This window comes from Reyranella sp., from assembly GCF_965228225.1.
Taxonomy (GTDB): domain Bacteria; phylum Pseudomonadota; class Alphaproteobacteria; order Reyranellales; family Reyranellaceae; genus Reyranella.
This window is the reverse complement of the sequence record NZ_OZ245801.1, coordinates 170,626-192,662: the sequence shown is the minus strand read 5'-3', so window position 1 is coordinate 192,662 and position 22,037 is coordinate 170,626. Positions and strand designations below refer to the sequence as shown.

The 22,037-nt window shown below is 66.4% G+C and carries 21 protein-coding genes, 1 other RNA gene and 1 pseudogene; 10 read left to right on the top strand and 13 right to left on the bottom strand.

The window, feature by feature from the left end; all coding sequences use genetic code 11:
• Positions 1 to 90: 90 nt before the first annotated feature.
• Positions 91 to 1,110 (bottom strand): ketol-acid reductoisomerase, encoded by a 1,020-nt coding sequence (gene ilvC / locus ACO07K_RS00895; protein WP_422034044.1) that lies wholly within the window; start codon positions 1,108 to 1,110, stop codon positions 91 to 93.
• Between the two features lie 174 nt (positions 1,111 to 1,284).
• On the opposite strand from ilvC, the gene ACO07K_RS00890 reads away from it, so the two are divergent.
• Positions 1,285 to 1,827, top strand: coding sequence for a hypothetical protein (locus tag ACO07K_RS00890; protein WP_422034043.1), 543 nt, complete (start codon positions 1,285 to 1,287; stop codon positions 1,825 to 1,827).
• A 170-nt stretch (positions 1,828 to 1,997) separates the two neighbouring features.
• Here ACO07K_RS00890 and ilvN read toward each other — a convergent pair whose 3' ends face one another.
• From ilvN to miaA, 3 genes are all read right to left on the bottom strand, one after another.
• Positions 1,998 to 2,510 carry an acetolactate synthase small subunit gene (gene ilvN, locus ACO07K_RS00885; RefSeq protein ID WP_304855615.1) on the bottom strand — a complete coding sequence of 171 codons (513 nt, stop codon included), beginning with the start codon at positions 2,508 to 2,510 and terminating at the stop codon, positions 1,998 to 2,000.
• On the bottom strand, positions 2,507 to 4,297 hold the full coding sequence (locus ACO07K_RS00880; RefSeq protein ID WP_422034041.1) for an acetolactate synthase 3 large subunit: 1,791 nt from the start codon (positions 4,295 to 4,297) through the stop codon (positions 2,507 to 2,509). Before ACO07K_RS00880 ends, ilvN begins: the two co-directional genes overlap by 4 nt.
• Positions 4,298 to 4,390: 93 nt before the next feature.
• Positions 4,391 to 5,326, bottom strand: coding sequence for a tRNA (adenosine(37)-N6)-dimethylallyltransferase MiaA (gene miaA, locus ACO07K_RS00875; RefSeq protein ID WP_422034040.1), 936 nt, complete (start codon positions 5,324 to 5,326; stop codon positions 4,391 to 4,393).
• A 50-nt stretch (positions 5,327 to 5,376) separates the two neighbouring features.
• On the opposite strand from miaA, the gene serB reads away from it, so the two are divergent.
• Together serB and ACO07K_RS00865 are read left to right on the top strand one after the other, a co-directional pair.
• Positions 5,377 to 6,258 (top strand): phosphoserine phosphatase SerB, encoded by an 882-nt coding sequence (gene serB / locus ACO07K_RS00870; RefSeq protein ID WP_422034039.1) that lies wholly within the window; start codon positions 5,377 to 5,379, stop codon positions 6,256 to 6,258.
• Complete coding sequence (locus ACO07K_RS00865; RefSeq protein ID WP_422034038.1) at positions 6,255 to 7,259, top strand: NADP-dependent oxidoreductase; 1,005 nt, start codon at positions 6,255 to 6,257, stop codon at positions 7,257 to 7,259. The genes serB and ACO07K_RS00865 overlap by 4 nt, the downstream gene beginning before the upstream one ends.
• 155 nt (positions 7,260 to 7,414) lie before the next feature.
• Here the strand turns inward: ACO07K_RS00865 and ACO07K_RS00860 are convergent, their stop codons facing one another.
• The 3 genes from ACO07K_RS00860 to hflK form a co-directional block, all read right to left on the bottom strand.
• On the bottom strand, positions 7,415 to 8,902 hold the full coding sequence (locus ACO07K_RS00860) for a DegQ family serine endoprotease (RefSeq protein WP_422034036.1): 1,488 nt from the start codon (positions 8,900 to 8,902) through the stop codon (positions 7,415 to 7,417).
• A gap of 209 nt (positions 8,903 to 9,111) precedes the next feature.
• On the bottom strand, positions 9,112 to 9,999 hold the full coding sequence (gene hflC / locus ACO07K_RS00855) for a protease modulator HflC (protein WP_422034035.1): 888 nt from the start codon (positions 9,997 to 9,999) through the stop codon (positions 9,112 to 9,114).
• Positions 9,996 to 11,216 carry an FtsH protease activity modulator HflK gene (hflK, locus tag ACO07K_RS00850; RefSeq protein ID WP_422017398.1) on the bottom strand — a complete coding sequence of 407 codons (1,221 nt, stop codon included), beginning with the start codon at positions 11,214 to 11,216 and terminating at the stop codon, positions 9,996 to 9,998. Before hflK ends, hflC begins: the two co-directional genes overlap by 4 nt.
• A 150-nt stretch (positions 11,217 to 11,366) precedes the next feature.
• Between hflK and apbC the strand changes: the two genes are divergently transcribed.
• Positions 11,367 to 12,533, top strand: a complete 1,167-nt coding sequence (gene apbC, locus ACO07K_RS00845) for an iron-sulfur cluster carrier protein ApbC (RefSeq protein WP_422034034.1) — start codon at positions 11,367 to 11,369, stop codon at positions 12,531 to 12,533.
• A gap of 85 nt (positions 12,534 to 12,618) precedes the next feature.
• A pseudogene (locus tag ACO07K_RS00840) lies at positions 12,619 to 12,885 on the top strand (GIY-YIG nuclease family protein); the annotation flags it as partial.
• A 127-nt stretch (positions 12,886 to 13,012) separates the two neighbouring features.
• Here the strand turns inward: ACO07K_RS00840 and ACO07K_RS00835 are convergent.
• Both ACO07K_RS00835 and thyX read right to left on the bottom strand, forming a co-directional pair.
• On the bottom strand, positions 13,013 to 13,561 hold the full coding sequence (locus tag ACO07K_RS00835) for a GNAT family N-acetyltransferase (RefSeq protein WP_298311165.1): 549 nt from the start codon (positions 13,559 to 13,561) through the stop codon (positions 13,013 to 13,015).
• The gene (gene thyX, locus ACO07K_RS00830; protein ID WP_422034032.1) at positions 13,558 to 14,496 is read right to left on the bottom strand and encodes an FAD-dependent thymidylate synthase; all 939 of its coding nucleotides are present in this window, start codon (positions 14,494 to 14,496) and stop codon (positions 13,558 to 13,560) included. The genes ACO07K_RS00835 and thyX overlap by 4 nt, the downstream gene beginning before the upstream one ends.
• 79 nt (positions 14,497 to 14,575) lie before the next feature.
• On the opposite strand from thyX, the gene ssrA reads away from it, so the two are divergent.
• The 3 genes from ssrA (at position 14,576) to ACO07K_RS00815 (ending at position 17,224) form a co-directional block, all read left to right on the top strand.
• Positions 14,576 to 14,896, top strand: a transfer-messenger RNA (tmRNA) gene (ssrA, locus tag ACO07K_RS00825).
• Between the two features lie 83 nt (positions 14,897 to 14,979).
• Entirely contained in the window at positions 14,980 to 15,540 is a 561-nt protein-coding gene (locus ACO07K_RS00820) for an SspB family protein (RefSeq protein WP_422034031.1), read from the top strand.
• A gap of 67 nt (positions 15,541 to 15,607) precedes the next feature.
• Positions 15,608 to 17,224: a fumarate hydratase gene (locus ACO07K_RS00815; RefSeq protein ID WP_422034030.1), complete on the top strand. Its 1,617-nt coding sequence runs from the start codon at positions 15,608 to 15,610 to the stop codon at positions 17,222 to 17,224.
• Positions 17,225 to 17,243: 19 nt separating this feature from the next.
• Here ACO07K_RS00815 and ACO07K_RS00810 read toward each other — a convergent pair whose 3' ends face one another.
• Positions 17,244 to 17,714, bottom strand: coding sequence for a hypothetical protein (locus tag ACO07K_RS00810; protein ID WP_422034029.1), 471 nt, complete (start codon positions 17,712 to 17,714; stop codon positions 17,244 to 17,246).
• A gap of 135 nt (positions 17,715 to 17,849) precedes the next feature.
• On the opposite strand from ACO07K_RS00810, the gene ACO07K_RS00805 reads away from it, so the two are divergent.
• Positions 17,850 to 18,530 (top strand): VOC family protein, encoded by a 681-nt coding sequence (locus ACO07K_RS00805; protein ID WP_422034028.1) that lies wholly within the window; start codon positions 17,850 to 17,852, stop codon positions 18,528 to 18,530.
• An 82-nt stretch (positions 18,531 to 18,612) separates the two neighbouring features.
• Here ACO07K_RS00805 and ACO07K_RS00800 read toward each other — a convergent pair whose 3' ends face one another.
• Both ACO07K_RS00800 and typA read right to left on the bottom strand, forming a co-directional pair.
• On the bottom strand, positions 18,613 to 19,038 hold the full coding sequence (locus ACO07K_RS00800; protein WP_298309513.1) for a DUF6481 family protein: 426 nt from the start codon (positions 19,036 to 19,038) through the stop codon (positions 18,613 to 18,615).
• Between the two features lie 10 nt (positions 19,039 to 19,048).
• Complete coding sequence (gene typA, locus ACO07K_RS00795; protein ID WP_422034027.1) at positions 19,049 to 20,878, bottom strand: translational GTPase TypA; 1,830 nt, start codon at positions 20,876 to 20,878, stop codon at positions 19,049 to 19,051.
• 114 nt (positions 20,879 to 20,992) lie between these two features.
• Between typA and ACO07K_RS00790 the strand changes: the two genes are divergently transcribed.
• Entirely contained in the window at positions 20,993 to 21,217 is a 225-nt protein-coding gene (locus ACO07K_RS00790) for a ribbon-helix-helix domain-containing protein (protein ID WP_422034026.1), read from the top strand.
• Here ACO07K_RS00790 and ACO07K_RS00785 read toward each other — a convergent pair.
• Complete coding sequence (locus ACO07K_RS00785) at positions 21,204 to 22,034, bottom strand: nitroreductase family protein (RefSeq protein WP_422034025.1); 831 nt, start codon at positions 22,032 to 22,034, stop codon at positions 21,204 to 21,206. The genes ACO07K_RS00790 and ACO07K_RS00785 overlap by 14 nt on opposite strands.
• Positions 22,035 to 22,037: the final 3 nt, after the last annotated feature.

Genomic DNA, 22,037 nt, shown 5'->3' with positions numbered 1-22,037 from the left:
CGCCGGGTTCCGGCGCCTTGATCTTTTCTGAATCACGCGGGCTGTCGCGCTTGGATAAAAGCGCTGCCGCCCGCCGGCGTCCAGGGCGCGCTAGTTGCGCGCCTTGTCCACCAAGGCCTTCTCCTTGATCCACGGCATCATGGCGCGCAGCTTCTCGCCGACCTCTTCGATCGGGTGCTCCGCCATCTTCTTGCGCGTGGCCTTGAACGACGCCTGGTTGACCTTGTTCTCCAGCATCCAGTCGCGCGCGAAGCGGCCCGACTGGATGTCTTCCAGCACGCGCTTCATCTCGGCCTTGGTCTCGGCGGTCACGATGCGCGGGCCCGAGCGGTACTCGCCGTACTCGGCGGTGTTGGAGATCGAGTAGTTCATGTTGGCGATGCCGCCCTCGAAGATGAGGTCGACGATCAGCTTCACTTCGTGCAGGCACTCGAAGTACGCCATCTCCGGCGCATAGCCCGCCTCGACCAGCGTCTCGAAGCCGGCCTTGATCAGCTCGACGAGGCCGCCGCACAGCACGACCTGCTCGCCGAACAGATCGGTCTCGCACTCTTCCTTGAAAGAGGTCTCGATGGTGCCGGCGCGACCGCCGCCCACCGCCGAGGAGTAGCTCAGCGCGATCTCGAGCGCGTTGCCCGAGGGGTTCTGCGCCACCGCCACTAGGCAGGGCACGCCGCCGCCGCGCACATACTCGGAGCGCACGGTGTGACCGGGGCCCTTCGGCGCGATCATGAACACGTCGAGGTCGGGACGCGGCGTCAGCAGGTTGAAGTGGACATTGAGACCGTGCGCGAAAGCCAGCGCCGCGCCCTGCTTCATGTTGTCGGCGAGGTCGGCGTTGTAGATGTCCGACTGCAGCTCGTCCGGGGTCAGCATCATCACGATGTCGGCCCACTTGGCGCCGTCGGCCGGGCTCATCACCGTGAAGCCGGCACCCTCGGCCTTTTTGATCGTGGCCGAGCCGGGCTTCAGCGCAATGCGCACGTCCTTGACGCCCGAATCACGGAGGTTCATGGCGTGGGCATGACCCTGGCTGCCGTAGCCGACGACCAGGACCTTCTTGCCCTTGATCAGGTTCACGTCGGCATCACGATCGTAGTAGACACGCATAGGGGCCAATCCTCCTGGCAGCTGCTTCTTGCAAAGAACGGGGGTTAGTAGACAACCCGGCTCGCAAAAACCAGCCTCGAATCCCGCCTTATCGCATGTCCCCCTTGCGCTTCTACATATGGTATGCCTCACGGAGGGCAACCCAAGCCCCGTAGTTTCCCGAGGAAAGCCCTTATGTCCCTTCGCTCCGCCTTCGTCCCCGCTTCCCTGGCACTCGTGCTGGTTGCCTGCAACCAGCCCTCGGACGCCCCGACGAACCCGGCCACCCCGATGCCCGGCATCGACTACGCGGTGGAGAATTCGACGGTGCATGGCGCGGCGCGGGCGATGGGCAACCACACCTGGCTGTGGACCCGCGGCCCCGGCCCGGCCCAGATCCACTACTCGACGGCGGACGGCCGCGACCTCGTCTGGATGGTCGGCCAGCGGCGCATCTTCCAGGGCCAGTGGACGGTCGAGAACACCAGCGATTCGAGCGGCCAGCAGATCACCCAGATCTGCCTGCGCTATCCGGGTGTCAATTTCGGCGGGCTGAGCGCCACCCCGACCTGCCGCCCCGCCGGCACTTTCCTCGGCGAGATGCAGCAGCGCGAGGGCGGCGATCCGCTGCAGATGAACGGACGCACCCAGGCTCTGTTCGTGATCGACAAGGCGCCGGCCAACCTGTCCGAGATCGAGGGCCGCGTGGCCTCGATCAAGGGCCTGTCGAACTACTAACGGAACGGGCATTCTTCTCCTCCCCCGTCACACGGGGGAGGTGCCTCCGAAGGGGGCGGAGGGGGAAGGCCACAGGTCTGCCCCTCTCTTCATCTCGAATTTCTTCGCGTTGCTCTCCCCCTCCCGGCCTCCCCCGTCATACGGGGGAGGTGAAGAGTGCGGCATGGCCTCTACAGCGCCTCGCCGCCGCGCGACATGGCGACGATGCCGGTGCGGACGACGTCGACCAGGCCCAGCGACTCCATCAGGCCGATGAAGGTCTGCACCTTGTCGGTGTTGCCGGTGACCTCGAAGACGAAGGAATCGGACTTGGCGTCGATCACCTTGGCGCGGAACACGTCGGCCAGGCGCAGCGCCTCGACGCGCTTCTCGCCGACGCCCTTGACCTTCACCAGCGCCAGCTCACGCTCGATGTGCGGGCCCTCGACCGTGAGATCACGCACGCGATAGACCGGCACGAGACGATCGAGCTGCGCCTTGATCTGCTCGATGATCATCGGCGTGCCCTTGGTCACGATGGTGATGCGCGACTGGCTTTCCTTCGCGTTGGTCTCCGCGACGGTCAGGCTCTCGATGTTGTAGCCGCGGCCCGAAAACAGGCCGACGACGCGCGCGAGGATGCCCGGCTCGTTGGCCACCAGCACGGAGATGGTATGGGCGACGATAGCGGAATCCTTGCTCACACCAGCACCATGCCTTCTTCCGACACCTTCGCGGACTGCTTGTCGTCCGGACCCAGCAGCATCTCGTTGTGCGCCGCGCCCGAGGGGATCATCGGGAAGCAGTTCTCCTTCTCGTCGACGATGACGTCGACGATGACGGGATGCTTCAGCTCGATCATTTCCTTGATCGTGTCGTCGAGCTTGGCCGGATCGTCGCAGCGCAGGCCCTTGGCGCCGAACGCGTCGGCGACCTTCACGAAGTCGGGCAGCGATTCCGAATAGCTCTCGGAATAGCGGCCGCCATGCAGCAGCTCCTGCCACTGCCGCACCATGCCCATGTAGTGATTGTTGAGCACGAAGATCTTCACCGGCAGGCGATACTGCGCCGCCGTCGAGAGTTCCTGGATGTTCATCAGGATCGAGGCCTCGCCGGCCACGTCGATGACCAGCGCCTCGGGATGGGCGATCTGCACGCCCAGCGCCGCCGGGAAGCCGTAGCCCATGGTGCCCAGGCCGCCCGAGGTCATCCAGCGGTTGGGCTGCTCGAACTTCAGGAACTGCGCCGCCCACATCTGGTGCTGGCCCACTTCGGTGGTGATGTAGTGGTCCTTGTCCTTGATGTGGTGATAGAGCCGCTCCAGCGCATACTGGGGCTTGATCACCTGCTTGTTGGGCTTGTAGGCGAGGCAGTTGCGCGCGCGCCACGTCTCGATCTCGGCCCACCACGCCTTCAGGGCCTTCTGGTCGACCTTGGGCTGCTTCGCCTTCCAGACCTTCAGGAGTTCTTCCAGCACGATACCGGCATCGCCCACGATGGCGAGGTCGACATGGACGTTCTTGTTGATCGACGAGGGATCGATGTCGACGTGGATCTTCTTCGAGCCCGGCGAGAACTTCGACAGGTTGCCGGTGATGCGGTCGTCGAAGCGCGCGCCGATGTTGATCATCACGTCGCAGCCGTGCATCGCCAGGTTGGCTTCGTAGGTGCCGTGCATGCCCAGCATGCCGAGGAACTGCTTGTCCGACGCCGGGAACGCACCCAGGCCCATCAGCGTGTTGGTGACCGGATAGCCCGTGAGGTGCACGAGCTGCGTCAGCAGCTTCGAGGCCTTGGGACCCGCATTGATGACGCCGCCGCCGGCATAGAACACCGGACGCTTGGCATTGGCGATCATCTCGACCGCCTGCTCGATCTTCTTCGGATCGGGCTGGGTCTGCGGCCGGTAGCTCTTGTGCGTCACCGCGACCTTGGGCGGCGCCACATACTCGTGCTTGTTCATCAGCACGTCCTTGGGTAGGTCGATGACGACCGGGCCGGGACGGCCGGAGCGCGCCACGTAGAAGGCCTCGTGGACCGTGCGCGCGAGGGCGCCCACCGCCTTCACCAGGTAATTGTGCTTGGTGCAGGGGCGCGTGATGCCGGTCGTGTCGGCTTCCTGGAAGGCATCGTTGCCGATCAGGTGGGTCGGCACCTGGCCCGTCAGGCAGACGATCGGGATCGAATCCATCAGCGCGTCGGTCAGGCCGGTCACGGCGTTGGTCGCGCCGGGACCGGAGGTCACCAGCACCACGCCGACCTTGCCGGTCGAGCGGGCATAGCCCTCGGCGGCGTGCACGGCGGCCTGCTCGTGACGCACCAGGATGTGGCGCAGCCGGTTCTGCTTGAAGAGCGAATCGTAGATCGGAAGGACCGCACCGCCGGGATAGCCGAAGACGACCTCGACTTCCTCGTCGATCAAGGCTTTCACCAACAGATCGGCGCCAGTCGTGGCGGGCTCCTCGGGCTTCAACACAGCGGTCTCCTTCATGACAAATGTGCCGCAAAACGGGGGTTTTGCGGCGCGGCGGAACATAGGGGCGGCGTTTGAGCGGGTCAATCGAAAAGATCGAAACGCAAAGTTTCAACCCGCCAGATTGTCCAAATATTTCTCAATCTCGCCCACAGTCTGATCGGCCCTCGGGTCAAATACTAGATCTGGTGCCATCTGATGTCGGAACCACGTCAGCTGGCGTTTGGCGTATTGCCGCGTGTGATCGATCGCGATCCGCCGAACGTCCGGGAACGACAACTCCCCCCGGAAATGCCGGAAAAACTCGGGCGCGCCATGGGCCTTGAGGCCCGGCCAGGCCGGATCGGGGTGCTTGTCGAAAACCGCACGGGCTTCGGCTTCCACGCCCTGGCTGAGCATCACGTCGAAGCGCCGCTCGATCCGCTCGCGCAGCCAGGCCCGGTCGGGCGCCAGCAGCACGGTCACGAACCGCCACGGCGCCGCGGAGGCCTCGCCCCGCTGCCATTCGCTGAGCGGCCGGCCCGTGGCCTGCCAGACCTCCCAGGCCCTGACGTGACGCTGGCGGTCCTCGGGCTTCAGCCGGTCGACGATGACCGGGTCGTGGACGGCCAGCCGCTCCCGGAAAGCCCGCGATCCCAAGGCCGCCCAGTCGGCATTGGCCTGCTCGCGCAGCTCGGGCGGGGCGTCGGGAATCGGCGCAATTCCTTGCATCAGGGTCCGGATATAGAGACCCGAGCCGCCGCACAGGATAGGCACGCGGCCATCGGCCAGAACCCGCTCTATCTCGGCGGATGCGAGCGTCCGCCAGCGTGCGGCCGATACGGTCTCGCCCACCGGCAGGACGCCATAGAGCGTATGCGGCACCCGCGCCCGCTCCTCCCCGGTCGGCTGCGCCGTCAGGACCGGGAAGGCGTCGTAGGTCTGCATCGCATCGGCATTTATCACCGTGCCGCCGCGCCGTTCGGCGAGCTCGAGCGCCAGCGCCGACTTGCCGCTGGCGGTCGGTCCGGTGACGACGATGACGGAAGGCTGTGCTTGCGATGTCATGGGCGGCGCACTGTTTGCAAATCCGCGACCCCGCCGCTAGAGCCGGGTGCGTGAAAAACGTCCTGGTCCTGATCTCCGATCCCGCCCGCCCCGCCGTGACCGATGCGGTCGTGGCCTCCGCCATCGAAGCCCTGAAGGCCAGCGGCGTCAGCGTCGGCGCGCCCGACTGGCTCGACAGGGGAATTGCCTGCGACCTGCCATTCGAGGGGACGGCCGCCTCCGTGAGCCTGGCCGGCGTCGACGCGGTCGTTCTGCCGGCGGAGGGACGCCGCAAGAAGCTGCTCGTCGCGGACATGGAATCGACCATGATCCACAACGAGATGCTGGACGAGCTGGCCGACTTCCTGGGCCTGCGCGAGAAGATCGCCGGCATCACGGCCCGCGCCATGAACGGCGAGATCGATTTCGCCGGCGCGCTCGAGGAGCGGGTCGGCCTGCTGAAGGGCCTGGCCGTCGGCCGCCTCGACGAGGCCGCGACCCGCATCCGCTACATGCCGGGCGGCGCCACTCTCGTGGCGACCCTGCGCAAGCACGGTGCCTACTGCGCGCTGGTGTCGGGCGGCTTCACTCACTTCACCGCGATGGTGCGCAAGACTCTCGGGTTCGACCTCGATGCCGCCAATGTGCTGGAGCATGACGGCACGTCCCTGGCCGGCACGGTGGCGCATCCCATCCTCGGCAAGGAGGCGAAGCTCACGACCCTGCGGCGCCTGGCCGGAGAGCGTGGCCTTGGCGACGCGGACGCGATAAGCGTGGGAGACGGCGCCAACGACCTGCCGATGCTGAAGGCCGCCGGCCTCGGCGTCGCCTTTCATGCCAAGCCGGCGGTGGCGGCCCAGGTGCCGGCCCGCATCGACCATGGCGACCTGAGCGCGCTGCTCTACCTGCAGGGCTATCGCCGCAGCGACTTCGAAGAGAGGAAAGACCCATGACCGACATCCAGCAGATCGTCCTCGCCAAGCGCCCCGAAGGCGACGTCACCGCCGACTGCTTCCGCGCCGAGACCGTTTCGCTCCCCGCCCTCGCGGAGGGCCAGATCCTGATCGCCCAGCGCTTCCTGTCGCTCGATCCCTACATGCGGCCGCGCATGACCGAGCTGCGCTCCTACACGCCGCCCTTCGAGCTCGACAAGCCGCTGACCGGCGGCTCGGTCGGCGAGGTCGTCGAATCGAAGAACCCGCGCTACGCCAAGGGCGACATCGTGATGGGCATGCTGAACTGGGCCACGCATACGGTCCATGACGGCAAGGGCCTGCGCAAGATCGACGCCGCCGGGGTACCGCTCTCGGCCCATCTCGGGGTGTTGGGCATGCCGAGCTTCACCGCCTGGTACGGCATCAAGCATATCTGCAAGCCCAAGGCGGGCGAGACGGTGTTCGTCTCCGCCGCGACCGGCGCCGTGGGCCAGGTGGCGGGCCAGCTCGCCAAGCTGGCGGGTGCCCGCGTCGTGGGCTGTGCCGGCGACGAGCAGAAGTGCCAGTGGGCGGTGCGCGAGGCGGGCTACGACGCCTGCTTCAACCACAAGACCGAAAGCGACGTGGGCGCGGTGCTCGACAAGCTCTGCCCGCAGGGCATCGACGCCGACTTCGAGAATGTCGGCGGCCGGATCTTCCACGCCGTCTTCGCGCGCCTGAACAATTTCGGCCGGGTCGCCTTCTGCGGCGCCATCTCGGAGTACCAGGACGCCACCCCGATGGCCGGACCGGAGAAGATGTTCACCATCGTCCAGCGCCGCCTCACCCTGCAGGGCTTCATCGTCTCCGACCATGTCGCCCTCATGGGCGAGTTCGTGAACGAGGTCGGTGGGCTCGTGGCCTCCGGCAAGCTGAAGAGCCGCGAGACCGTGATCGACGGCCTCGCCAAGGCCCCGGAGGCCTTCATGGGCCTGCTCAAGGGCGAGAACTTCGGCAAGCTGGTGGTGAAGGTCGGCTGACCTGTTTGTCGTCCTGAGCGCCAGCGAAGGACCTCACAGAACGATCAAACGACGTCCTGCGTTGTTGGCGGGAGGTCTTTCGCTTCGCTCCAGACGACAGAGAAACAAAAAAGGCCGCGCGATGCGCGGCCTTTTCCATTTGTCGGAAGCAAATACTACTTCTGCAGACGCAGCGCCGCGAAGCGGGGATCGCCCTGACGCTCGACGAAGAGGAGCACGGAGCGCTTCTTCTGCTGCTGCAGCTTGGTCACGAGATCGGTGACCTCCTGAGGGGTCGTCACCGGCTTCTGGTCGACTTCGAGGATGACGTCGCCCGGCTGCAGCTGCTTCTCGGCGGCCGGGCTGTTGGGCGCCACCTTGGTGACGATCACGCCCTTCACCTGGTCGGACAGGCCATAGCGTTCGCGCAGCTGGTCGGTGACCTTCTGCAAGGTCAGGCCGAGCTGCTCGATGGTCGAGGTCACCGGCTGGTCGGGTTCGGCCGGCTTCTTCTGGCCGCCCTGGGCCGAAGTGTTCTGCTTCTCGGCCTCTTCCTGCTCGCCGACCCTGAGTTTCAGGGGCACTTCCTTGCCGCCGCGCCACACGACCACGTCGACGGTGCTGCCGACCCGGGCATTGGCCACCACCTTCGGGAAGCGGCGCAGGTCGAGCACGTCCTGGCCGCCGAAGGAGAGGATGATGTCGTTGCGCTTCAGACCGGCTTTGGACGCCGGCCCGTCGGCCGTGACATTGGCCACCAGCACGCCGCGGGCGCGATCGAGGCCGAAGGAATCGGCGATGTCGTCGGTGACGCTCTGGTAGCTGACGCCGATCCAGCCGCGCTTGACCTTGCCGAACTCGCGCAGCTGGTCGGCGACCTGCTTCACGAGGTTCGACGGGATCGAGAAGGCGAGACCCGCATTGGTGCCGGACGGCGAGTAGATCGCGGTGTTGACGCCGATCACCTCGCCGTCGGTGTTGAACAGCGGACCGCCCGAGTTGCCCTTGTTGATGGCCGCGTCGGTCTGCAGATAGTCGTCGAGCGAGTCGTTCAGCGACCGGCCGCGCGCCGAGATGATGCCGGCCGTCACCGAATGGCCCATGCCGAAGGGATTGCCGATGGCGATCACCCAGTCGCCGACCCGGGACTTGTCCGAATCGCCCCACTTGACCGCCGGCAGCGGCTTCTTGTTGGGCGGCTCGACCTTGAGCAGGGCCAGGTCGATGCGGCTGTCGGAGCCGATCAGCTTGGCCTTGAGCTGGGTGTCGTCGCGGAAGATGACCGTGATGTCCTCGGCGCCCTGGATCACATGGTTGTTGGTGACGATGTAGCCTTCGCCGTCGATCACGAAGCCCGACCCCAGCGACGTGCCGCGGCGCTTCTGCTGCTCTTCACCGCCACGCTTGTCGAAGAACTCCTTGAACAGTTCCTCGAAGGGTGAGCCCGGCGGAAGCTGCGGCATGTCGCGCAGACGCGGCCCCTGCTGGGGGACGTTTTGCGTGGTCGTGATGTTGACGACGGTCGGCATCAGCTTGTCGACCAGTTCGGAGAAGCTCTCCGTCGGTTGGCGAGCCCATACCGGCTCAGCCGTCACGAGGCCGAGCGACGCGATCGCCGCAAGCGCGGCCCCTCTGAAATAGCCAGGCAAATCAGCTAGAATCACGACCGACCTCCAACGGCGCTCAAGGCCAAACGGTCGATACGGCCGGCGCCGCGCGTTAGGGTTCCTGTCTAACTGCGGGCCGATTGTGGCGCAAATAAAGAGGTCGTTATCGCGCCCGGTTTTCGGGCGTTTTGGGCGCCTGACCAAAAAGAAACCGGCGGCGTGACAAGAGTGCCACAGCCGCCGGTCGGTACGATCTTTGCCGCTTCCTACGGCTTCGGGGCGGGTAGTCCCGACGGGTCGTTGAAGAAGCGGAAGAAGTCGTTGTCGGGGCTCAGCAGCATGGTCGAGCCGCCGGAACCGAACGCCTGCTTGTAGGCCTCCATGCGCCGGTAGAAGGCGTAGAAGTCTTTGTCCTTGCTAAAGGCCTTGGCGTAGATCTCGGTCGCCGCCGCGTCGGCCTCGCCTCGCACGATCTGGCCCTTCAACCCGGCATCGGCCTTGATGACGGCGACCTCGCGGTCGGCCGTCGCCTTGATGCGGGCATTCTCCTCGTCGCCCTCGGCGCGGAGCTGGCCGGCCTCGCGCTCGCGGTCGGTCTTCATGCGGTTGTAGACCGATTGCGAGTTGGCCTGCGGCAGGTCCGCCCGCTTGATACGAACGTCGACCGTCTGGACGCCAAGCTCCATGGTCTTGACGTTCACCCGCCGGGTGATGTCGTCCATGAGATTGGCGCGCTGGTCGGTCAGCACCGCATGCAGCGGCACCGACGAGAGGACGCCGCGGATCTCCGAGTTGATCAGCGAGTCGAGGAGCCCGCGCAGGGTCGTCTCGCCTCCCGGCACGGTCTGCGCATAAAGTTTGGCCGCGACGATCTTGTAGCGGGCATAGGCATCGACCACGAGGCGCTTCTGGTCGCCGGCGATGATCTCGAACTCCTCGGCTTCGTAGTCGAGCAGCCGGCGGTCGATCCGCTGGATGTCCTGGATCAGCGGCAGCTTGGCGTAGAGCCCCGGGTCGGTCTTCGGCTCACCGACGATGGCGCCGAACTGACGGACCAGAACCTGCTTGGTCGGATCCACCGTGTAGAAGGTCTGACTGACTAGGAAGCCCACGATCGCGAGCGCGATCAGCGCGATGATCGAACGGTTGCTCATCGCGTGGCTCCCGGCAGCGGCTGAGGTGCGCGCGGCGGTTGCGGCCCGACGCCCGGAGTCTGTCCCGAGCGCAGCTCGGGCAACGGCAGATAGGGCAGCACGCCGCCATTGTTGGTCGTGCCCTTGTCGACCAGCACCTTGTTCACGTTACGCAGCACTTCTTCCATCATGTCGAGGTAGAGACGCTCGGTCGTGATGTCCTTGGCCTTGGCCCACTGCTCGTAGACCTGGTCGAAACGCTGGGCATCACCGCTGGCGCGCGCCACGGTCTCGGCCTTGTAGGCTTCGGAGCGCTGGATGATCGATTCTGCCTCACCCTTGGCCCGCGGGAGCTGCTGGTTGCGGTAGGTGTTGCCCTCGTTGATCAGCTTCTCCTTGTCGGCGCGCGCGGCCTGCACGTCGCGGAACGCCGCAATGACTTCCTGCGGCGGGTCCACGCGCAGCAGCTGGATCTGCGAAATGCGCACGCCGAGGCCATACTCGTCGAGAATGCCCTGCAGAAGGTCTTTGGTGTCCTGCTCGATACGGCTGCGGCCCTCGGTCTGGGCATATTGCAGGTTCGACTTGCCGATCACCTCGCGCATGGCGGCCTCGGCGCCGGCGCGGACGTTTTCCTCGGGATTGCGCACGTCGAATGCGTACTTGAACACGTCCTTGATCTGCCAGAGCACGGCGAACTCGATGTCGACGATATTCTCGTCGCCGGTCAGCATCAGGTTTTCCGTCGACGTCGGACGCGGGCCCCGCGTGTAGGGCGTGGTCGCCTGGCTGCCGCGCGAACCGATGACCGTGCGGCGCTGGTCCTGCACGTTCACGACCACGACATTGCCGATCGGGGCCGGCAGATTGTAGTGCAGGCCCGGCTCGACGGGCTTCCCGTAGGGCTTGCCGAAGACGAGCTGGATGGCCTGCTGGTTGGGCTGCACGCGGAAGAAGCCGGTGGCCAGCCAGATCACGAGCGCGCCCAGGACCACGAGGGCGATGCCCTTGTAGGTGCCGAAGCCGCCGGGCATGAGATTTTTGAGGCGTTCCTGCCCCTTGCGGATCACGTCTTCCATGTCGGGCGGGCGCCGCGAGCCGAACGGACCGCCGCCGCCACCGCCGCCGCCTTTGTTGCCACCGCCACCGCCGCCGCCCCAGGGACCACCGCCGCCGCCGCCGCCACTACCGCCGCCGCCGCCCCAGGGGCCGCCGCCGCCGTTGTTATTCCACGCCATTTGTCACCTCAGGGCCCCTGCTGCCGCTTGTCACCGCGCTTGGGCGCGTTGTCGCTTTTGATTTCCAGACGCTCTGCATATATGTGACGACAGGCCCACCTTCAATCAAGCGGCGGCCGTGAAATTGCGCCGCAGCGGAAGCAGCAGAACATGGCGGAAATCACCGAAACGGCCATCCGCGAGGTTCTCGATACCGTGATCGATCCCGTGACGGGCAGCAGCGTGGCGGCACTCGGCATGGTGAGCGGTATTGCGACGCGGGCCGGCCATGTCGCGGTCACCCTCGAAGTCGATCCGGCGCGCGGCACGGCGCTCGAGCCCCTGCGCCAGGCCTGCGAACAGGCGATCCGGGCGATGCCGGGCGTTCTCTCGGCGACCGCGGTGATGACCGCGGAGCGCGCTGCGCCGTCCCCGCCGCCCCCTCCGGCCGGCCATCACGGCCACAGTCACAGTCACGGTGCGCCCGCGGCCAAGGCGACTTCTGGCAAGACGACCGGCGGTGGCGGCCGGATCGACGTACCGGGCGTCAAGCACATCATCGCCGTGGCGTCGGGCAAGGGCGGCGTCGGCAAGTCGACCACCGCCGTCAACCTGGCGCTCGGGCTCGCCGCCAACGGCCTCGCGACCGGGCTGCTCGACGCCGACATCTATGGCCCCTCGATGCCGCGCATGCTGGGCGTGACGGAGAAGCCCGAATCGGCCGACGGCAAGATGCTCAAGCCGATCGAGAAATACGGGCTCAAGACCATGTCGATCGGCTACATCGTGAACGAGGACACGCCGATGATCTGGCGCGGCCCCATGGTGTCGAGCGCGCTCGAGCAGATGCTGCGCGACGTCCAGTGGGGCGACCTCGACGTGCTGGTGGTCGACATGCCGCCGGGCACCGGCGACGCGCAGCTCACGCTGGCCCAGCGCGTGGCCCTGGCGGGCGCCGTCATCGTCTCCACGCCGCAGGACATCGCCTTGGTCGATGCGCGCAAGGGCCTCAACATGTTCCGCAAGGTGGCGGTGCCGGTGCTCGGCATCGTCGAGAACATGAGCTACTTCCTCTGCCCGCACTGCGGCGAGCGCTCGGAGATCTTCGGCCATGGCGGCGCGCGCGAGGAGGCCGACAAGCTGGGCGTGCCGTTCCTCGGCGAGGTCCCGCTCCATCTCGACATCCGCACCACGTCCGACAGCGGCCATCCCATCGTCGTGTCGAAGCCCGACAGCGCCCATGCGCAGGTCTACAAGAACATCGCCGGCCGCGTCTGGAAGCAGCTTTCCGCCAATCAGCGCGGCGCCCGCAAGGCGCCGAACATCGTGGTGCAGTAAATCACTGTCGTCCTGAGCACAGCGAAGGACCTCACCGGGCGGCCAGACACGGACCTTCGCGAGGGGCACGCGACAGTACTGGACCTACATCCTCGTCAGCGGCTCCGGAAACGCGATGTACATCGGCGTCACGAACGATCTCGAACGCCGGATCTGGGAACACCGGAACGGACAAGGCAGTGAGTTCGCGAGGAAATACCGGGCGACTCGGCTGGTCTATGCCGAGGAATACGACAATCCGAACGACGCCATTGCACGCGAAAAGCAGCTGAAGGGCTGGCGGCGCGAACGCAAGAACGAGCTGGTGCGAACGATCAATCCGGAATTTCGAGATCTGATGCCGAGCGAGTAACTGGCGCGAGGTCCTTCGCTGCGCTCAGGACGACAGAGTGTTGGCTACCGTCCTAACTTATCTGTCGTCCTGAGCGCAGCGAAGGACCTCACCGAGCGAGCAAACAGGGGCCTTCGACTACGGAAAACTACCCGCGCTGGCGGGTCTTCTTGGGACGCCAGCCGGGGCGCCATTTGCCGATCAGGCCGTGGACGCCGATCATCGAGCCGGCGACCAGTTCGAGGGCGAGGAAGCGGCGGTCCTCGACCCAGCCGGGGAGCTGGATGTTCAGTGCGAGATCGCGGCGGAAACCGAACTGGTTGTAGTATTCGGGGTCGCCGACCAGGATGATGCGGCTGTGGCCCAGCATGCGCGACTGCGCCATCGAGTGCCACATCAGCGCCTTGCCGTAGCCCAGCCCGCGCAGTTCGGGCGAGATGGCGAGCGGACCCAGCATGACCGCCGGCCACTTGTCGTTGATCAGGATCGGCCAGTTGCGGATCGAGGCCACCATCCTGTCCTTCTGGTCGATCGCCACGAAGCACAGTTCGCGGATGGGCTTCACGCCCTCGCGCAGCCGGTAGACGGTCTTCTGCTGGCGCTCCGCTCCGAAGGCCGCCTCGTTCATCTCCTCGACGGCGGAATTGTCGCGCGGCCGCTCACGCAGGAGCCGCAGCCGGCCGGGATCGCGGATCACGTCGCCTGACCGAGCGCCGCCATCAACTCGCGCCATTCGCGGGCGCTCAGCCCGCTCGACTTCTGGTCGACTACCTCTCCCGCCAGCATGCGCTTCACGATCGCGAGGCCGGTCTTGGAGAGATGCGTGCCGCCCAGGCGGTATTCGACGAAGGCGTCGTGGCTGATCGGGCACCAGCGCTTCAGCGTATCGAGCATGGTCTCGGCATAGACGCGGATCTCGTACTGCGCATGGGCATCGGCGCGCAGCGAGAGGAAATGCATGAGGTTGTGCAGGTTCGTCTTCCAGTACCACTGGGTATAGAAGCCGAGCGACAGGTTCATGCGCGCCAGTTCGCGCGCGAGGCCGGACCGTTCGGGATCGAGCGGCGCGCCACCCTCGCCCTCGTTCAGCATTTCGAGATAGTGCTCGTAGACCAGCTCGGCGTCCTGCTTCAGCAGGCTGAAGACGCGCTCGGCCTCCTTGCCGGCCAGCACCGCGTCGCGGCCCTGGCGGTTCATCGCGCTCTGGGCGGCGAGATGCTCGGGCTTGGGGACGTAGAATTCGTTGTCGAGGATCGAATAGCGCGCGGAATATTCGTTCACGTTGGCGGTGCGATGGCGGATCCACTGGCGCGCCACGAAGATCGGCAGCTTCACGTGGTACTTGATCTCGCACATCTCGAACGGCGTCGTGTGGCGGTGCCGCATGAGATAGTTGATGAGCCCGCGATCCTCGCTGACTTTCTTGGTGCCGCGGCCGTAGCTCACCCGCGCGGCCTGCACCACGGCGGCGTCGTCGCCCATGTAGTCGACGACGCGGACGAAGCCGTGATCGAGCACCGGCAGCGCCTTGTAGAGGATTTCCTCCAGCGCCGGAGCGACCGGGCGCAAGGTCGGCTGGGCGCCGGCCCGGGCCTGGTCGATTTCTGCCTGCTGGTCGCTGGAGAGGGGCATCGGTTCGCTGTCCTTGGTTTCGCCGTGCTTTATGCGGGGAATCGGCTGCGGCGGGCAAGGAAGGATCTGGGGGCGGACACGCCTTCAAAAAGCCGGCGGAAGCGCCTATATAGGGCGCGTCGGGAAACCGACTATGGCGATAAACGCCGCGTGAAATAAGCGTTTCGGACCCGGGGGCAGTACCCGGCGCCTCCACCATTTCTCTCCGCCCTCGGGCGGAACCGATGGGGGCGAACCAGGATCGACGAGCGTGGTAAAGGCGCGGTTTTTGCCCGGTATGGTTCCGCCGTGACGGGCCATTCACAAGTGCTAACGATAACACCGTTACACTCGCTGCTGCCGCCTAAACAGCGGACGTAAGCGCGGTCCGGGGGGCACCGGGCAACAGAAGCCCCCCACTTTCCTTCCGTCCAATTGACGGCTATTGCCATCGTTGACTCTCCGGCAGGGCGGGTCGATGCTTTCTCAAATTTCCGACAGGCCATGAACGATCGCTTTCACTACGACGCTCTCGTCGACGATGCGCTGCGCAGCGTCGTGCGACGCGTGCTGACTCAGGTCGCGGAAACGGGACTGCCGGGCTCGCACCATTTCTACATCAGCTTCCGCAGCAACGATCCCGGCGTCGAATTGCCGGATTATCTGCGCGCCAAGTATCCCGATGAAATGACCATCGTGCTGCAGCACCAGTACTGGGACCTGATCATCCGCGAGGACGATTTCGAGGTGATGGTCAGCTTCAACAAGCAGCAGGAGCGCATAAAGGTCCCATTCGCCGCGCTCTCGGCCTTCGTCGACCCCTCGGTTCGCTTCGGCCTGCAGTTCGACCGCCGGGACAAGGAAACGGGTGAGAAGCTGACCGCCGACAAGCCGGAAGGCGCGGCTGCGCCGACCCCGCTGCCGGTGCCCGAGAAGCGGCCGGCCCCGCCCGTTCAGGAAGGCGAGACCGCCGCGACCGAAGGCGAGGCCGCCGCCGCCGACGTGCCCAAGCCCGAGGATGCGGCCTCCAAGGTCGTCAAGCTCGACAGCTTCCGAAAGAAGTAGGTAGACGCCGCGGCCCGGCTGCGGCAGGAAACCGGCGCCCCGACTGGGTCGCCAGGAGACAAGACGCATGCCCGAGTTCCAGTTTCAGGAAATGTTCCCGAGCCACGAGGACACGACGCCCTACCGCAAGCTCACCTCGGATTTCGTCGGCACCACCAAGTTCAACGGCCGCGACGTGCTCACCGTCGCGCCGGAGGCCCTGACCACCCTGACGGCGGCGGCCTTCCACGACATTTCCCACCTGCTGCGCCCGGGCCACCTCCAGCAGCTGCGCAACATCCTCGACGACGGCGAGGCCTCGGCCAACGACCGCTACGTGGCACTCGAACTGCTGAAGAACGCCAACATCTCGGCCGGCGGCGTGCTGCCGATGTGCCAGGACACCGGCACCGCCATCGTCATGGCCAAGAAGGGCCAGGCGGTGTGGACCGGCGGCGGCGACGAGGAAGCGATCGCCAGGGGCGTCTACAAGACCTACACCGAGACCAACCTGCGCTATTCGCAGGTCTCGCCGCTGTCGATGTTCAAGGAAGTGCAGACCGGCACCAACCTGCCGGCGCAGATCGACATCTATGCGACCGACGGTGACGCCTACAAGTTCCTGTTCGTCGCCAAGGGCGGCGGCTCGGCCAACAAGACCTACCTGCACCAGCAGACGCCGGCCGTGCTGAACGAGGCCGCGCTGCTCAAGTTCCTCGACACCCAGATCCGCACGCTCGGCACCGCCGCCTGCCCGCCCTATCACCTGGCCATCGTGGTCGGCGGCACCTCGGCGGAGATGAATCTCAAGACGGTGAAGCTCGCCTCGACGCGCTACCTCGACGACCTGCCCGGCGAGGGCAACAACAAGGGCGTCGCCATCCGCGATCGCGAGATGGAGCAGAAGGTGCTGGAGCTCACGCGCCAGATGGGCATCGGCGCACAGTTCGGCGGCAAGTATTTCTGCCACGACGTGCGCGTGATCCGCATCGCCCGCCATGGCGCCTCGGTGCCGATCGGCATTGGCGTGTCCTGCTCGGCCGACCGCCAGGCCGTCGGCAAGATCACCAAGGACGGCGTGTTCCTCGAGCAGCTCGAGCACAATCCGGCGCAGTTCCTGCCCGAGATCGAGCCGGCGCAGCTCTCGGGCGACGTCGTCTCGGTCGACCTGAACAAGGGCATGGCGCACACGCTCTCGGTGCTGACGAAGCATCCGGTGAAGACCCGCGTCAACCTCAGCGGCACGCTGATCGTGGCGCGCGATTCGGCGCACGCCAAGCTCAAGGAGCGGCTCGATCGCGGCGAGGGCCTGCCGGACTATTTCAAGCAGTTCCCGGTCTATTACGCCGGCCCGGCCAAGACGCCGACCGGCATGGCCTCGGGCTCGTTCGGCCCGACCACGGCCGGCCGCATGGACTCCTATGTCGACCTCTTCCAGGCCAATGGCGGCTCGATGGTCATGCTGGCCAAGGGCAATCGCAGCAAGCAGGTCGTCGACGCCTGCAAGAAGCACAGGGGCTTCTATCTCGGCTCGATCGGCGGCCCGGCCGCCATCCTGGCGCAGGACGTGATCAAGAAGGTCGAGGTGCTGGAATATCCCGAGCTCGGCATGGAAGCGATCTGGCGCATTCAGGTCGAGAACTTCCCGGCCTTCATCATCACCGACGACAAGGGCAACGACTTCTTCAGCGATCTGAAGATCTGAGGTTCGACGTAAAGGTCCCTCAGGACCGCGTCTTGTCGGTCCACACGACGCCGGTGCGGGCGTTGATGAGGCGCAGCCAGGCGCCGTGACACCCCAGGACGCGGAAGCTTTCCGCGTCGACGTCTGACATCGCGAGCACCCGGCCCATAGGCCCCGGCAGGCTGTAGAGCGCGCGGCCCGGCTCGACATCGACCCAGAGCTGGTCCGCCGGTACCCAGCCATCGAGTTGCGGCGCGTCCGCGACCGCGATGTGCGCCCACCCGCCCTGGCCGCCCGACAGGCTGACGACGGCGCGGCCACGAAGCGTCCCCACCGAAGGCGAGAGCGGCGTCGGCCCCGACCGCACCGCCACGATGGCGTCCCGCGGCAGCAGCGCATGGACTTCGGTCGGTTTGCACGATCCGGGCGGGCCGGTGCTGGCGTCGACCGAACGCTCGACGACGGCAAAGCCGGCCAGCACGGCCAGCGTGCCGATCATGGCGCGAATCATCGACAGCCCTTCCCGCAACCGACCGGCCGCCCCCCGGCGGCCGGTCCCCCATCACGCCTTTCTAGGATCGCGATGCCGCGGAGTCGCGGCAGGGTTTGTAAGAATTGTTTTCCGCCGTGCGCTACACTTCCCGCCATGAACCTCGCCAAGCAGCATCTCGACGTCGGCCTGTTCTCGAACAAGCGCGACGAGCAACTCGCCTTCTGGCAGCAGACGGTCGGCCTGCCCTACGACCATATGGGCAAGCTGGGCGGCGGCATGCAGCAGCACCGCCACCACATGAACGGCTCGATCCTGAAGATGAATCATGCGCGCGGCCCCCTGCCCGACGCGCCACCCTCGGGCATCATCGGCCTCGAGATCGCGCGCGAGGGGCTGGCGGTGCCGCAGCCGCTCGCCGATCCCGACGGCAACAAGGTGACCCTCGTCCCGCAGGGCCTGCACGGGGTCGACGGAGTCGCCATCCTGCTGCGGGTCAACGATCCCGCCGCCCACGACCGGTTCTGGACGCACGCCATGCAGTTCGAGCGCGCGGGCGAGGGCCGCTATCGCTGCGGCGACTCGCTGGTCGTGGTGGCCGAACAGGGAAAGGTCGAGAGCGCGGTCGGCCAGTGGCGCGGACCCGGCTACCGCTACATGACGGTGCAGGTGTGGGATTGCCTGGCCGAGTATGCCGGCATCCTGGAGCGCGGCGGCGCCTCCGGGGGCGAGCCGCGCGTGCTGGGAGAGACGGTACGCTATGCGTTCGTCTGCGATCCCGACGGCAACCACATCGAGATCAGCCAGCGCGCCTCGTTGACGGGCGGGACGCTCTGACCCTTCGGGGCCGTTCGTCCTTCGGCGCTCTCGGACATTGCAAGCAATGTCCTGTCGCTCAGCAGGTCGAGCTCCGCTCGGCCTAACGCTTGCCCTTGCGGGCCTTGCGGGCGGCGTAGCGGGCGTCGCGGGCGGCCTTCTGCTCGGCCTCGGTCAGCACCGGCTTGGCAGCGGCCCGCCGCGCGGCACGCTCGGCCTCCGCGGCTTCGGCCGCCGCAGCGGCTTCGGCTGCCGCTGCTGCAGCCTCTGCGGCCGCTTTTGCCGCCGCCGCTTCGGCCGCTTCCTTTGCCGCCGCCACTTCGGCGGCGATGCGCGCGTCTTCCAGCCGCTTGGCTTCCCGACGCTCGGCCTCGCGAGCCTCGCGGGCGGCCGCGATGGCGGCGCGCTCGGCCTGCTTCTTGATCAGTTCCGGATCGTTGGCCTTGGCCTTGGCCTTCTCGAGCAAAGCCTGCTTGGCCGCCGCGGCGGTCGCAAGGCGATCGCCGAAATCCACGTTCCTGCCGCTCATGTCCTAGTCTTTACTCCGCCGCCGCAGCGGCCTGCTTCTTGGCGCGCTTGCGGTCCTCGGCATTGAGGAACCGCTTGCGCAGCCGGATCGATTTCGGGGTGATCTCGACGAGTTCATCTTCCTCAATATAGGCGATCGCCTGCTCGAGCGACATCTTGCGCGGCGGCGTGAGGCGGACGGCCTCGTCCTTGCCGGCGGCACGGATGTTGGTGAGCTGCTTGCCCTTGAGGACGTTCACTTCGAGGTCGTTGCCGCGGCTGTGCTCGCCGATCACCATGCCCATGTAGACGGGCACGCCGGGCTCGATGAACATCGGGCCGCGATCCTCGAGATTCCACATCGCGTACATCACCGCGTTGCCCGCGGCGTTGGCGATCAGCGCACCGTTGCGGCGGCCGGCGATCGGGCCGCGATAGGCGCCGTATTCGTGGAACAGGCGGTTCATCACGCCGGTGCCGCGCGTATCGGTCAGGAACTCGCCGTGATAGCCGATCAGGCCGCGCGACGGGGCGTAGAACACCAGGCGCGTCTTGCCGGCGCCGGACGGGCGCATGTCCTGCAGCTCGCCCTTGCGCAGCGAGATCTGCTCGACGACCGCACCGGTATAGGCGTCGTCGACGTCGATCACGACTTCCTCGATCGGCTCCTGGCGCTGGCCGGTGACCGGATCGGTCTGGAACAACACGCGCGGACGGCCGACGGCGAGTTCGAAGCCCTCGCGGCGCATCGTCTCGATCAGCACGCCGAGCTGCAATTCGCCGCGCCCGGCAACCTCGTAGGAATCGGCGTTCTCGGTGTCGGTGACGCGGATCGCGACGTTGCCTTCCGCCTCGCGCATCAGGCGCGCGCGGATCATGCGGGTCGTGACCTTGTCGCCTTCGGTGCCGGCGAGCGGCGAGTCGTTCACCATGAAGGTCATGGCGAGGGTCGGCGGATCGATCGGCTGCGAATGTATCGGCTCGGAGATCGACATATCACCGATCGTGTCGGCCACGGTGGCGACCTTCATGCCGGCAATGGCCACGATGTCGCCGGCCTCGGCCGATTCGAGCGCCACACGCTCGAGACCGCGGAAGGCCAGGATGCGCGTGATACGGGTCTGCTCGAGTTCCGTCCCGTCGCGGCTCAGCGCCTTGACCATCGAGTTGGGCTTGATCGAACCCGACAGGATGCGGCCGGTGAGGATGCGGCCGAGGAAGTTGTCCGCCTCGAGCGTCGTCACCAGCATTCGGAACGCGGGATCGGGATCGACCTTCGGCGCCGGAACATGATTCACCAGCAGTTGGAACAGCGGCGTCATGTCGGTGTGCTCGGCCTCGAGCGAAGTCGCGGCCCAGCCCTGGCGGGCCGAGGCGAAGAGCGTCGGGAAGTCGAGCTGCTCGTCGGAGGCCTCGAGCGCCGAGAAGAGATCGAACACCTCGTCGTGCACTTCGTGGGCGCGCGCGTCGGAGCGGTCGACCTTGTTGATCAGCACGATCGGCTTCAGGCCGAGGCGCAGCGCCTTGCCCAGCACGAACTTGGTCTGCGGCAGCGGCCCTTCGGCCGCGTCGACCAGCAGGACCACGCCATCGACCATCGACAGGATGCGCTCGACCTCGCCGCCGAAGTCGGCGTGGCCGGGGGTATCGACGATGTTGATACGCGTTCCATGCCACTCGACCGAGGTCGCCTTGGCGAGGATCGTGATACCCCGTTCGCGTTCGAGGTCGTTCGAATCCATGGCGCGCTCGGCCACCTGCTGGTTCTCGCGGAAGGTGCCGCTCTGCTTCAGCAGGCAATCGACCAGTGTGGTCTTGCCATGGTCGACGTGCGCGATGATCGCGACGTTACGGATTTCCATAATGATTTGTCCGGAGGGTTGGTTGGGCGCGCTTATACGCACGCTCTGTGACGGCGGCAAGGCAGGTTGAGGAGGCGTGTTGCCGCTGGCGGAGGCCGCTGCCACAGTCCCGTCATGCGTAAACGCTCGGTCACGATCGACGGCCACCGAACCAGCATCTCGCTGGAAGATGCCTTCTGGACCGAGCTTTCAGCCCTCTCCGAGGCGCGCGGCCTGTCGCTCAACGTGCTGGTGGCCGAGATCGACCGCGGCCGGGTGCAGGGTCAGACCAACCTGTCGAGCGCCCTGCGACTTCACGTGCTGAGGGAACTGAAGCAACGCACGATCAGTCGAGATTGAAACCCTTCGCACGCACGAATGCGCCGAAATCGGCGCGCTCCGGCACCGAATATTGCCGCGCCTTGTCTTCGGACCAGCCGTAGGACGGGTCCTCACCGAATTTCTCCACGAAGCGCTGTGTTTTGTAGGGCTGGGTTTCGCCGCGCCGCCGGTCGTAGGACTCGATCTTGTCGCGAAGCCCGGTTTCGTCGTAGCGGTCGCGATGAATCGACACGTCGAGCCCGAGGCGCGGGCTCATCACGCCTTCGAAGGATGGCCAGCCGACGCCGAGCCCTGCCACCGGGAAGACATGCTGCGGCAGGCCGAGCACCTCGGAGACCTGGGCCGCCTGGTTGCGGATCTGGCTGATCGGGCAGGTCCCGAGCCCGACCCGATCGGCCGCGGCGATGAAGGTGGCGAGCACGATGCCGGCATCCACGGCGGCATTGAAGAACGGGTCGAGATAGTCGTTCACGAACGGCCGGCCGCGCCAGTCGAACAGCAGCCGGTGCCGGCGGTTGTTGCCGCAGAAGACCAGCAGCGCCGGGCCGGCGGCGGCCCACGGATTCTCCGGAATCAGCGCCTGGAGCTTCTCGCGCTGTTCCTTGTCGGTGACGATCACGATGTCGGCCTGCTGCAGGTCGCTCTTGGACGGCGCCGACAGCGCCACGGCGCAGAGCGTGTCGAGCAGCGCCGGGTCGAGCGGCTCGTCGGAATAGCGCCGCACGACGCGGCGGTTGGCCATCTCGGCCAGGACCTCGACGCCCTTCGGCGCCTCCGACAAAGCGGGCGCGGAACCGAACCGCGCCTTGAGCACGGACTTCAAACGATCAAGCACGGG